13 protein-coding genes and 1 tRNA gene are annotated in these 12,130 nt (G+C 61.1%); 7 read left to right on the top strand and 7 right to left on the bottom strand.

The features are described from left to right. Together ADK28_RS15540 and rpoD are read left to right on the top strand one after the other, a co-directional pair. On the top strand, positions 1–879 hold an 879-nt coding region (locus tag ADK28_RS15540), incomplete at its 5' end, for a DNA primase (protein WP_048796037.1). A gap of 157 nt (positions 880–1,036) precedes the next feature. Then, a complete protein-coding gene (gene rpoD, locus ADK28_RS15545) occupies positions 1,037–2,878 on the top strand; it encodes an RNA polymerase sigma factor RpoD (RefSeq protein WP_004937194.1) in 1,842 nt (613 codons plus the stop codon). A gap of 55 nt (positions 2,879–2,933) precedes the next feature. Here rpoD and ADK28_RS15550 read toward each other — a convergent pair whose 3' ends face one another. Together ADK28_RS15550 and mug are read right to left on the bottom strand one after the other, a co-directional pair. Continuing rightward, positions 2,934–3,386 carry a nuclear transport factor 2 family protein gene (locus ADK28_RS15550; protein ID WP_080286907.1) on the bottom strand — a complete coding sequence of 151 codons (453 nt, stop codon included), beginning with the start codon at positions 3,384–3,386 and terminating at the stop codon, positions 2,934–2,936. A 16-nt stretch (positions 3,387–3,402) separates the two neighbouring features. Continuing rightward, on the bottom strand, positions 3,403–3,891 hold the full coding sequence (gene mug, locus ADK28_RS15555) for a G/U mismatch-specific DNA glycosylase (protein ID WP_048796038.1): 489 nt from the start codon (positions 3,889–3,891) through the stop codon (positions 3,403–3,405). 146 nt (positions 3,892–4,037) lie between these two features. Here mug and ADK28_RS15560 point away from each other — a divergent pair. After that, positions 4,038–4,113: transfer RNA gene (locus ADK28_RS15560), tRNA-Ile, on the top strand. A gap of 112 nt (positions 4,114–4,225) precedes the next feature. Here the strand turns inward: ADK28_RS15560 and ADK28_RS15565 are convergent. Continuing rightward, positions 4,226–4,630 carry a winged helix-turn-helix transcriptional regulator gene (locus tag ADK28_RS15565; RefSeq protein WP_016930161.1) on the bottom strand — a complete coding sequence of 135 codons (405 nt, stop codon included), beginning with the start codon at positions 4,628–4,630 and terminating at the stop codon, positions 4,226–4,228. 96 nt (positions 4,631–4,726) lie between these two features. On the opposite strand from ADK28_RS15565, the gene ADK28_RS15570 reads away from it, so the two are divergent. From ADK28_RS15570 to aac(6'), 3 genes are all read left to right on the top strand, one after another. Then, entirely contained in the window at positions 4,727–5,335 is a 609-nt protein-coding gene (locus ADK28_RS15570) for an FMN-dependent NADH-azoreductase (protein WP_033639328.1), read from the top strand. Between the two features lie 147 nt (positions 5,336–5,482). Then, positions 5,483–6,385, top strand: coding sequence for a pirin family protein (locus tag ADK28_RS15575; RefSeq protein ID WP_048796039.1), 903 nt, complete (start codon positions 5,483–5,485; stop codon positions 6,383–6,385). Positions 6,386–6,523: 138 nt separating this feature from the next. After that, positions 6,524–6,964 carry an aminoglycoside 6'-N-acetyltransferase gene (aac(6'), locus tag ADK28_RS15580; RefSeq protein ID WP_033639326.1) on the top strand — a complete coding sequence of 147 codons (441 nt, stop codon included), beginning with the start codon at positions 6,524–6,526 and terminating at the stop codon, positions 6,962–6,964. Here aac(6') and ADK28_RS15585 read toward each other — a convergent pair whose 3' ends face one another. After that, positions 6,965–7,681 (bottom strand): HPP family protein, encoded by a 717-nt coding sequence (locus ADK28_RS15585; protein ID WP_048796040.1) that lies wholly within the window; start codon positions 7,679–7,681, stop codon positions 6,965–6,967. It abuts the gene before it with no gap. 171 nt (positions 7,682–7,852) lie between these two features. On the opposite strand from ADK28_RS15585, the gene yfcF reads away from it, so the two are divergent. Further along, complete coding sequence (gene yfcF / locus ADK28_RS15590) at positions 7,853–8,488, top strand: glutathione transferase (RefSeq protein ID WP_048796041.1); 636 nt, start codon at positions 7,853–7,855, stop codon at positions 8,486–8,488. A gap of 74 nt (positions 8,489–8,562) precedes the next feature. Here the strand turns inward: yfcF and ADK28_RS15595 are convergent, their stop codons facing one another. From ADK28_RS15595 to ADK28_RS15605, 3 genes are all read right to left on the bottom strand, one after another. Next, the gene (locus ADK28_RS15595; RefSeq protein ID WP_033639324.1) at positions 8,563–9,804 is read right to left on the bottom strand and encodes an aromatic amino acid transport family protein; all 1,242 of its coding nucleotides are present in this window, start codon (positions 9,802–9,804) and stop codon (positions 8,563–8,565) included. Between the two features lie 58 nt (positions 9,805–9,862). Then, positions 9,863–11,317: an NAD-dependent succinate-semialdehyde dehydrogenase gene (locus ADK28_RS15600; RefSeq protein ID WP_033639323.1), complete on the bottom strand. Its 1,455-nt coding sequence runs from the start codon at positions 11,315–11,317 to the stop codon at positions 9,863–9,865. 12 nt (positions 11,318–11,329) lie between these two features. Next, a partial coding sequence (locus ADK28_RS15605) for an aminotransferase class III-fold pyridoxal phosphate-dependent enzyme (protein ID WP_048796042.1) occupies positions 11,330–12,130 on the bottom strand: 801 nt, incomplete at its 5' end.

The raw sequence follows: 12,130 nt of genomic DNA on the forward strand, positions 1-12,130 counted from the left end.
GCGGAACACATTCAGCTGTTGTTCCGCGCCACCGACAACGTCGTCTGCTGTTACGACGGCGACCGCGCCGGCCGCGAAGCGGCCTGGCGGGCGCTGGAAACCGCGCTGCCATACCTGAATGACGGGCGCCAGCTGCGGTTCATGTTTTTGCCCGACGGCGAAGACCCGGACACGCTGGTGCGCAAGGAAGGCAAAGAAGCCTTCGAACAACGAATGGAGCTGGCGCAGCCGCTGTCCACGTTCCTGTTCGAAAGCCTGCTGCCGCAGGTGGATCTGAGCAGCCCGGACGGACGCGCCAAGCTGAGCACGCTGGCGCTGCCGCTGATTACTCAGGTGCCGGGCGAAACGTTGCGCTTGTACCTGCGCCAGGAGCTCGGCAACAAGCTGGGGCTGCTGGACGACAGCCAGCTCGACAAGCTGATGCCCAAGCAGGCTGAAAATGCGAATCCTTATCAGGCGCCCCAGCTAAAACGCACAACCATGCGTATACTGATAGGGTTACTGGTGCAAAATCCGCAGTTGGCTACACTTATCCCTTCGCTGGAAGGGTTGGAGCAGACCAAACAGGCGGGATTGCCGCTGTTCGTCGAACTGGTGCAGACCTGTTTGGCGCAGCCGGGCCTGACGACCGGGCAATTGCTGGAGCTGTATCGCGACAACAAATTCAGCCAGCAGCTTGAAACCTTGGCGACATGGAACCATATGATCGTTGAGGACATGGTCGAACAGACCTTTTTAGATACGTTGGCCAGCCTGTACGACTCGGTGCTCGAGCAACGGCTGGAAACGCTGATCGCCCAGGCCAGAACGCGCGGTCTGAGCGCGGAGGAACGTGAAGAAGTCCGTTCTCTCAACCAGGTTTTAGCGAAGAAAAACTGAATACCAAACGGCTTAAGTGCCGATAATTGCGAGGGCAGAGCCCTGCACAGTGCCGCCATAGTGGGCCGCGGCGATAACGAAAACGCCCCAAATGCTATTGTTGGCGGTTTCGCCGACCGACACCAACCTAAATACTCTGAAGTGTGGATACCGTCTTATGGAGCAAAACCCGCAGTCACAGCTGAAGCTACTTGTCACCCGTGGTAAGGAGCAAGGCTATCTGACCTATGCTGAGGTCAATGACCATCTGCCGGAAGATATCGTCGACTCCGATCAGATCGAAGACATCATCCAGATGATTAACGACATGGGCATCCAGGTGATGGAAGAAGCACCGGACGCCGATGACCTGCTGCTCGCCGAAAACTCGAACAGCACGGACGAAGATGCGGAAGAAGCCGCCGCACAGGTTCTGTCCAGCGTGGAATCCGAAATCGGCCGCACCACCGACCCGGTGCGCATGTACATGCGCGAAATGGGCACCGTCGAACTGCTGACGCGCGAAGGCGAAATCGACATCGCCAAGCGCATCGAAGACGGCATCAACCAGGTACAGTGCTCGGTTGCCGAATACCCGGAAGCCATCACCTACCTGCTTGAGCAGTACGATCGCGTCGAAGCGGGTGAAGCGCGCCTGTCCGATCTGATCACCGGCTTCGTCGATCCTAACGCGGAAGAGGACATCGCCCCCACCGCGACCCACATCGGTTCTGAACTGTCGAGCGAAGAGCAAGACGACGACGAAGAAGATGAAGACGACGAAGACGACGACACCGAAGACGATAACAGCATCGATCCTGAGCTGGCGCGTCAGAAGTTCGCCGAGTTGCGCGATCAGTATGAAGCGACGCGTCTGGTGATCAAGAAAAACGGCCGCAGCCACGCCAGCGCCGCGGACGAGATCCTGAAGCTGTCTGAAGTGTTCAAGCAGTTCCGCCTGGTGCCGAAACAGTTCGACTTCCTGGTCAACAGCATGCGCACCATGATGGACCGCGTTCGCACCCAGGAACGCATCATCATGAAGCTGTGCGTTGAACAGTGCAAAATGCCGAAGAAAAACTTCGTCACCCTGTTCGCCGGCAACGAAACCAGCGATTCCTGGTTTGAAGCCGCGCTGGCGATGGCCAAGCCATGGTCGGAAAAGCTGAAAGACGTTGCTGAAGACGTGCAGCGCAGCCTGCAGAAACTGCGTCAGATCGAAGAAGAGACCGGCCTGACCATCGAGCAGGTCAAAGACATCAACCGTCGCATGTCGATCGGTGAAGCGAAAGCCCGCCGCGCGAAGAAAGAGATGGTTGAGGCCAACCTGCGTCTGGTTATTTCCATCGCCAAGAAATACACCAACCGCGGCCTGCAGTTCCTGGATCTGATCCAGGAAGGCAACATCGGCCTGATGAAAGCGGTAGACAAGTTCGAATACCGCCGCGGCTACAAGTTCTCGACGTACGCCACCTGGTGGATCCGTCAGGCTATCACCCGCTCCATCGCCGACCAGGCGCGCACCATCCGTATTCCGGTGCATATGATTGAGACCATCAACAAGCTCAACCGTATTTCGCGCCAGATGCTGCAAGAGATGGGCCGCGAGCCGACGCCGGAAGAGCTGGCCGAGCGCATGCTGATGCCGGAAGACAAGATCCGCAAAGTGCTGAAGATCGCCAAAGAGCCAATCTCGATGGAAACGCCGATCGGCGACGACGAAGATTCGCATCTGGGCGACTTCATCGAGGATACCACCCTCGAGCTGCCGCTGGATTCCGCGACTTCGGAAAGCCTGCGTTCCGCCACCCACGACGTGCTGGCCGGCCTGACCGCGCGCGAAGCGAAAGTGCTGCGCATGCGTTTCGGCATCGACATGAACACCGACCACACGCTGGAAGAGGTTGGCAAGCAGTTTGACGTTACCCGTGAGCGTATTCGTCAGATCGAAGCCAAGGCGCTGCGCAAGCTGCGTCACCCAAGCCGCTCCGAAGTGCTGCGCAGCTTCCTGGACGACTAAGTCCGGCGGTTGCACTCAAAACAAAAACCCCGGCCTGCCGGGGTTTTTTTATGCCTCAGAACATGCCGTTGCCGCTGGCGGTCTTCTCCGGCACCGGCTGCGTCACGTCCCAGTGCTCGACGATTTTTCCGGCGCTGTCCAGACGGAAGATATCGACGATCGCCGCCGTCTTGCCGGCCTCGCGCCCGCTGACTTCCACATGCAAAATCACATAGTCACCGTCGACGAACGCCTGTTTAATCTCGCTGTGCGAGTTGGGGTAACGCGTTTTCAGCAGCTCGACAAATTGACGAAAACCCGCCACGCCGTCTTGGGCATTGGGGTTATGCTGTTTGTACTGTTCGCCTAAAAACGGTCGCGCCGCCGCAAAATCCTTGTTGTTCAGCCCCTGCCGATAAAACTCCAGCACGTTCTGCTTGTTGCGCGCCTCCTGTGGCGAATGCCCCGCCTGCGCAGCGCCGGTCACCAACAGCAGCGCCATCACACAGCCTTTCATCATCGATGTCATCGCATACTCCCTTATGTCATTGCAGCGCCAGGAACAGCTCGTGATAGCTGGCGGTAAGCTGCTCCAGCGTGGCGCGGTTCAATCCGCTGGGGTTGGGCAATACCCACACCTCGGTTTGCCCCAGCATCATCGCCTGCTTGCCCCAGGGCGCGTTTTTCACCCCGAAGGCGGTGGTGAATGCCTGTTTGCCTAAAATCGCCAGCGCGCGCGGCTGGTAGCGCAGGATCTTCTCTTGCAGCGCCTCACCGCCGCTGCGCAACTCGTCGCGCGACAGCTCGCTGGCCGCCACCGTCGGGCGCGCCACCAGCGCGGTAATGCCGCAGCCGTTGTCCTTCAACTGCTGCCACTGCTCCGGCGCCAGCTGGCGCTCGGTAAAGCCGGCCTGATGGATCACCTTCCAGAAGCGATTGCTGCCGTTGGCGAAAGGGTAGCCCTGATGGGCGGAAGAAAGGCCGGGGTTGATGCCGCAAAACACCACCCGCAGATTGGGCACCAGAAGTTCCATGAGTGTCGTGAGTCCATTGCAGGGATTTACTGCGGTTATCGCAAAATCCGCCAGCAATTACAACAGGCTAGAACTGCGCAGAAAAGCAACATACGGGCGGGTAACAGTAGACCGATGCTTAAGGATTCCCTATAATCTCGCGGCTTGGCCCCTTAGCTCAGTGGTTAGAGCAGGCGACTCATAATCGCTTGGTCGTTGGTTCAAACCCAACAGGGGCCACCAAATTATCAAGGGGTTACGTTAACAGCGTAGCCCCTTAGTTTTTTCTGCGGCGCAACCAGGCATTCGCCTCTTTTGCAACAGAACGCAAATTTCATTCGCCCCCCTGCCGCCTCTAGCGTGAATTAACATCCTCACCGGCCTCGCTATTTTGCGCGTCGAATGCGGTTCTCGCCGCATCAATATCGGCAATATGTTCATTCGCCCAGGTTCCCAGCGCGATGACGGGTACGGTCAATGAGCAACCGAGCGGCGTCAATTCATATTCGACGTGCGGCGGCATGACGGCAATAACTGTCCGCTTGACTAACCCATCTCGTTCCATATTGCGCAGGCACAGCGTCAGCATCCGCTGAGATATTCCATTGATTGTACGCTTTATTTCAGTGAATCGGCGTGGCCCGTTCGCCAAGAGCATAATGATCAGGACACTCCACTTCTCACCAACGCGCGCCAATACCTGGCTGATCTTTTGGCAGTCGGCATGTCTTAAATCTCGAGGTTGATCAGTCACATTCATGATACCGGGTTCTCCTAATGTGCCTTATTGTCTGCCATTTTAGGACATGGTTATATTGTTATCCCTGGTTACCATTTTATACCTAAGGATTTCATCATGACACTGCTTCATATCGACTCCAGCATTCTCAACGAACAGTCGGTTAGCCGCCAGCTCACGGCGGCGATCGCCAAACAGCTGTCTGCAGCTAAGCCAGACGCCAGGATCATCCACACCGATCTCGCCGCCGACCCGATTAACCACCTTTCCAGCGCCGAATTTCTGGCTCTGCAAGGCGTGGAGCCGCAAGACGAGCACGTCAAACAGGCCGTTGCCCGCAACGCCAAACTCGTCGACGACTTCCTTGCCGCCGATGTCATTATCGTCGGTGCGCCTATGTATAACTTTACGTTGCCGACTCAGCTGCGCGCCTGGCTTGACCGACTTGCAGTGCCAGGCAGAACTTTCCGCTATACGGAAAACGGCGCTGAAGGCCTCGCCAAGGGGAAACGCGTTATCGTTGCTTCCACCCGCGGTGGCCTGTACGGCGAAGGCACGCCACTGGCCTTCCTGGACCATCAGGAAACCTATCTGCGCAGTTTCTTTGGCTTCCTTGGCATTACGGACATCACCTTCGTTCGAGCAGAGGGACTGGCACTCAGCCCGGAAAACCGCACTGTCGCCATCGATGCGGCGGCGGCTCAGATTGACGGCCTGACCGCTTAATCGAGCCTGTTCGGCACAACGATAACAGGATCGCGGCCAGTCCCTTTTTTGGGCTGGCCACCGGCGATGCAATACCGCTCAATCCTATGGCTGTGCCGCGTACCCCGGAATTCGTTCGCGCCGGATTTGTAAACTGGAGATTCAATCATGAACACCACGTTGACCTCGCCACTCGCGCCCAACCCGCGGCGTATTACACAACGCACCCGAGGCCAAAGCCACGGCCCGATCACCCGGCTGATGAGCCCTTCCGATCTGGGTCAGGTGCTTAAACCCTTCGTATTCCTCGATCTGTTCGATGCGGATCAGCGCACCATGGCAATGCTGGCCAACATGCCGCTGCATCCGCATTCAGGCATAGCCACCGTGACCGTACCGCTCGAAGGCGCTTTTCACTACGAAGATCCCGCCGGCGGCGCTGTCGGTACGCTCGGCTATGGCGCGGTGGAATGGGCGCGGGCGGGCGGCGGCATGTGGCACGGCAAGGAATTGTCCGCCACGGATACGCCGCGCATCCAGGGATTCCAGCTCTGGTTGGCCTTGCCCGCCGAACTGGAAAACGGTGAACAGGAAAGCCGTTATATCGAAGCCCAGAACATGCGCCAAATCGGGCCGGCGCATGTCATCATTGGCAACCATGAAGGCGTGCAAAGCCCGGTGCCCGCGCAGGAAGGCATCAATTACTTGCTCGTCACACTCAAACCGGGCGAACGCTGGACTTATCGGCCGCCAGCGCATCATTCTGTCGGCTGGCTCGCACTGGCCAAAGGCCGTCTCAGCGCCGGCGCTCCTGTCGACGTGGGCGAAATGGTGGTCTTCGAACCGGGGGAAATGCCCATTGCACTTGAAGCATCCGGCAATGAAGATGCCGTATTCGTTCTCGGCTCAGCCGTGCCTCACCCGCACCCGCTGCACCTCGGCGCCTATTCGGTGCATACCTCAGCACCCGCGTTGGAAGCCGGTGAACGCCGCATCGCCGAACTGGGGCGCAGACTTAAAGAGGCCGGCGAGCGACGGACGGCTTTAGGCACGATCCCCGTCTTTCGATGACGTTGACGGTGTGGTCGCCATCTGTGGCGATAAATCCAGGATGCGCCAATCACGCGTGCCGGCATGTCCGGCCGCTCACTGACGATGCAACGTGATATTATTCCCCATCACTTCTCTGCCATCAGATAAGGCCCCTGCATGATCGTCAACTGCGACCACGACAACCTCGACGCCTGGCTGGCGCTGCGCTCGGCGCTGTGGCCCACCTGCCCGTTGGAAGAGCACCGCGCGGAGATGCGCGAAATATTGGCTTCGCCGCACCACACCGCGTTTATGGCGCGGGGGCTGGACGGCGCTTTCGTTGGCTTTGCCGAGGTCGCTCTGCGCCACGATTACGTCAACGGCTGCGAATCGTCGCCGGTGGCGTTTTTGGAAGGGATTTATACCGCCGAACGCGCCCGCCGCCAGGGCTGGGCGGCCCGCCTGATCGCGCAGGTGCAGGAGTGGGCGAAGCAACAGGGGTGCAGCGAGCTGGCGTCGGATACCGATATCGCCAATCTGGACTCCCAACGCCTGCATGCGGCGCTGGGCTTTGCAGAAACGGAACGGGTGGTATTTTACCGTAAAACGCTGGGCTGATCAGGCAATCTTGCTTTGCCGCTGATGCGCCAGCTGCTCGGCGCGCAGCAGGATCTCCTGCAGATCGTCCTCGTCGATATCGAACAGATCTCCCTCCATCAGCGCCTCGTGCAGATCGGCGCGGGTAATGGAAACGGCATCGATCGGCAGATTGGCCGGCTTGGCCTCCGCCGGCGCCAGCGCGTGCGGGTAGCGCCGCCCGGCCAGGTTATTGAACAGAATGGCCAGCGCCGCCAGCAGCACCGAGTTCAGCAGCACCGGGTACAACNCGAAGTGGTAGCCCATCTGGTGAATGCCGGGGCCGCCGAGGATGGCGGTCAGCGCCACCGCGCCGCCGGGTGGATGCAGGCAGCGCAGCTTGAACATCAGGCCGATGGCCACCGCCGCCGCCGCGCCGCAGGCTAGGCCGGGATCGGGGATCAGCAGAACGGCGCTGACGCCCACCGTCGCCGCCAGCGCATTGCCGCCGACGATCGACCAGGGCTGCGCCAACGGGCTGTTGGGCACGCCGAACAGCAGCACCGCCGAAGCGCCCATCGGCGCGATAAACCACAGGTTCACCTCGCCCAAAATAAAGTGGCTGATCCAGCCGGCGAGCATCAGCCCCAAACCGGCGCCGACGCTGGAAATCAGCATCTCTCGTTTGCCCACCGCCAGCGGGTGCGGCCATAGGCGCGCGCATCCCACTTTCACCCGTTCTATCCACTGCGTCTTCATGTTACCCAATACGGCTCAATTCACGTGTTGGCAACAAATATATCACATCATCCTGAAGGAACTCACGGCGCCGTAAACCGCGCCGCCCAAGAACTTTTAGGCTAACAGATTGATTTTTAGCCTCCTCTCAACAATGATGAATGTTCCCCCCTTAACCCCGAGGAACCGCCGATGTCTCAACCGATCACCGAGCTTTATACCGACAGTGAATTTTTCAGCCCGTACGCCATGTCCGCCTTTGTCGTGCTGACGGAAAAAGGCATTCCGTTCACCGTGAAGCCGGTGGATCTGGCGAAAGAAGAGAACAAAGAGGCGGCCTACGCGGCGCTGTCGCTCACCCGCCGGGTGCCGACGCTGGCGATCGGCGAATTCCAGCTCTCAGAGTCTTCGGCGATCGCCGAATACCTGGAAGACATCCACCCGGCCCACGCCGTGTATCCGCGCGACGTGAAGCTGCGCGCCAAGGCGCGCGAGATCCAGGCCTGGCTGCGCAGCGATCTGCTGCCGATCCGCGCCGAGCGTTCGACCGAAGTGGTGTTCAACAACGGCAAGTTCCCGCCGCTGTCCGAAGCCGCGCAGGAGGCCGCGCGCAAGCTGATCGCCGCCGTGGAAAAACTGCTGAGCCACGGGCAGGACAATCTGTTCAGGGAGTGGTGCATCGCCGACACCGATCTGGCGCTGATGCTCAACCGGCTGGTGATGCACGGCGATCCGGTGCCGGAGCGCGTGCGCCACTATGCGCACAAGCAGTGGCAGCGCCCGTCGGTGCAGGCCTGGCTGGCGTTGTCGGAAAAACGGCGCGACTGAGGAAAAAAATCGGCGGCCACGACGCCGCCGTTCTCAATGCCGAGAAACAACATCACTGCTTGAGGGAAGGCAAATCACCATCCAGAGGGCAGATAGCCTAACAATGAAGCGATGGCGTACACCGCGCTGGCCAGGTACAGCAACACAATGCTGACCTGCAGCAGCGGGTGCGTGATCCAGTTGCACTGCCAGCGCGGGGTCTGGTCACCGTGTTTGCGCGCGCCGCGCAAGATCAGCATCGGCATGATCGACAGGATCACCCCGCTGAACACCCCGGCGAAGTAGAGCGCGTTGACGAACGACACCAGCCCGCTGTAAGCCAGCACGAACGGCGGTACCACCACCAGCAGCAGCACGCCGAAACGGCGCAGCGGCAGCTCGTCATTGCCCAGCCTAAACTTGTCGAAAATATTGGTCAGAAAACTGCCGCCCAACCCCCAGTACGAGGTCAGCATCGCGCACAGCGCGAAGATGTTGGCGGAGAAGAACGCCCACTGCCCCAGCGCCTGGCCCCAGGAAATGGTGGCCACATCGGAGATGTCATCCAGCCCGCTGAGCGCAATCACCGACATCGGCACCGCCGCCAGCAAAATGAAGGTCACGACCATGCCGACGATGATCGCCTTCGGCAGTTGTTCCGGCTTGTCGGCGAAGCCGCGCGCCATCTCCGGCACGATGTACTGCGCCGAGAAGCAGAACACCACCACGTTGAACACCGGCACCATATAGCGCCAGTCGCCGTCCAGCAGGTTGCGCATCTGGGTGGTGTCTTTCAGCAGCGTCGCCGCCACCAGCGCGGTCAACATCACCACCATGCCGATGCTGATGAACTTCTCGCCGCGGCCGATCGCTTTCAAACCGAGGTACAGCACGCCGGCGGCGGGCACGAAGAACAGCAGGCTGCCCAGCGCCGGCGAGATGCCGAACAGCGATTGCAGCAGCTTGCCGCTGCCGGTCATGTAGGCGGTAAGCGCCCCGACGCTGTTGACGCACACCGAAGCGAACATCAGCCAGGCGCCAAGTCCGCCGACGTAGCGCTTCGCCAGCCCGCTCAGTTGCAGATGCGCGCGGGTGCGCAACGTAGATTCGGCAACGTACAGCATGGTGATGGTGGTCAGGCTCCCCACCAGCACCAGCCAAAACAGCAGCGGCAGAAAACCGGCCTTGCTGGAGGCGTAGGCGATGGAGAGCACCCCGGCGCCGATGTTGGTGCCGACGATCATCGCCACCCCTTCGAGGAAACTTAACGATTTGGCGGGTGCAGGTGCTCGCACCCCGGCGGCAAGCGCCGGAGAAACAGAGATATTATCAGACATGCATCATCCTTTATCGCCCGGCGACGCTGGCCGCCGGGATGGGTTAACGTCCTGACGCTCAACGGCTCACATCGATACACAGGTATTTCAGCTCCAGATATTCTTCTATCCCGTAGCGCGATCCTTCACGCCCGAGCCCTGACTGTTTCACGCCGCCGAACGGCGCCACTTCGTTGGAAATCAGTCCGGTGTTGATGCCGACCATGCCGTACTCCAGCGCTTCCGGCACCCGCCACTGGCGCGCGGCGTTCTGCGTGAACAGGTAGGCGGCCAGGCCGAATTCGGTGTCGTTGGCCATGGCGATGGCTTCCGCCTCGTCATGGAAGCGGAACAGCGGCGCCACCGGCCCGAAGGTCTCTTCTTTGGCGAAGCGCATCTTCTGCGTCACGCCGGTCACTACCGTCGGCTGGAAGAAGGTGCCGCCCAGCGCGTGCGGCTGGCCGCCGGTGGCGATCTGCGCCCCTTTGATCAGCGCGTCGTCGATATGGCTCTGCACCTTCGCTACCGCATCGCTGTCGATCAGCGGCCCCTGGGTGGTGCCTTCCTGGCTGCCGTCGCCGACTTTCAACTGCTCGACCGCCGCCACCAGTTTCTCCGCCAGCCGCTCGTAGATGCCGTCCTGCACGTAGATGCGGTTGGCGCACACGCAGGTCTGGCCGCTGTTGCGGAACTTGGAGGCCATGATGCCCGCCACCGCCGCGTCCAGATTGGCGTCGTCGAACACGATGACCGGCGCGTTACCGCCCAGCTCCAGCGACAGTTTCTTGATGCTCGGCGCGCACTGCGCCATCAGGATGCGGCCGACCTCGGTCGAACCGGTAAAGCTCAGCTTGCGCACCACCGGGCTGTCGCACAGCACCTTGCCCACCTGCGCCGCTTCGCCAGTCACCACTTGCAGGACGCCGGCGGGAATACCGGCGTCCTGCGCCAGCTTGGCCAGCGCCAGCGCGGTCAGCGGCGTTTGCTCGGCCGGTTTGACGATGATGGCGCAACCGGCCGCCAGCGCCGGCGCCACCTTGCGGGTGATCATCGCCGCCGGGAAATTCCACGGGGTGATGGCCGCGCACACGCCGATCGGCTGCTTCACCACCACCAGGCGCTGCGAAGCCTGCGGCGCCTGCAATACCGCGCCGTCCACCCGCTTGGCCTCTTCGGCGAACCAGGTGATGAACGACGCGGCGTAGGCCACTTCGCCGCGCGCTTCCGCCAGCGATTTGCCCTGCTCGGCGGTCATCAGCTGCGCCAGATCTTCCTGCGCGGCCAGCACCTGGTCGGCCCAGGCCAACAGCAGCGCAGAACGCTGCTTGGCGGTCAGCTGTTTCCAGTCGTTTTGCGCCCGCTGCGCCGCCGCGATCGCCTGCTGGGTTTCCTCTTCGCTGACCAGCGGAATGCTGGCCAGCTCGGCGCCGGTGGCCGGGTTGATCACCGCTTCGCGCTTGCCGCTCAGGGCATCGCACCATTCGCCGTTGATCAGACACTGGCTGCGCAACAGCTCGGGATTGTTCAATTTCATGCCGTTCGCTCCTTAGTGGGCCAGCGCGCGGGACAGGATGCCCATCGCCTTGGTGAACTGATCGTCCGGAATGGTCAGCGGGTAGAGGAAGCGGATCACGTTGCCGTTCACGCCGCAGCTCAGCAGCAGCAGCCCTTCCTCCATCGCCTTCTGCTGCACCTGACGGGTGATCTCCGCCGAAGGCTTGCCGGTAGCCGGATCGTTGAACTCCACCGCCACCATCGATCCCTGCGCGCGCACATCGGCGATCGCCGGGCTGGTTTTGCGCGCCTGCTGGAGCACTTCCACCAGGTGCTGCCCCAAGCGCTGAGCGCGCTGGCACAGCTGCTCTTCTTCAATCACGTCCAGCACCGCGTGCGCGGCGGCCACCGCCAGCGGGTTACCGGCATAGGTGCCGCCCAGCCCGCCCGGCGCCGGCGCGTCCATCACCTCGGCGCGGCCCGCCACCGCCGACAGCGGCATGCCGCCCGCCAGGCTTTTCGCCATGGTGATCAAATCGGGCTTAACGCTGTAGTGCTCCATGGCGAACAGCTTGCCGGTACGGGCGAAGCCGGTCTGCACTTCGTCGGCGATCAGCAGGATGCCGTGCTGGTCGCACAGCGCGCGCAGCGCCTGCATGAAATCGGCCGGCGCCACGTTGAAACCGCCCTCGCCCTGCACCGGCTCCAGCACAATGGCCGCCACCTGCTTGGGATCGATATCCGCTTTAAACAAGCGATCCAGGCTGTTCATCGCGTCTTCGGTGGTCACGCCGTACAGCGCGTTCGGGTACTGGCCGTGGAACACCGAGCCGGGGAATGGGCCAAAGCCCAG

Origin of the sequence: Serratia sp. 506_PEND (assembly GCF_001076875.1) — a bacterium.
GTDB classification, from domain to species: domain Bacteria; phylum Pseudomonadota; class Gammaproteobacteria; order Enterobacterales; family Enterobacteriaceae; genus Serratia; species Serratia marcescens.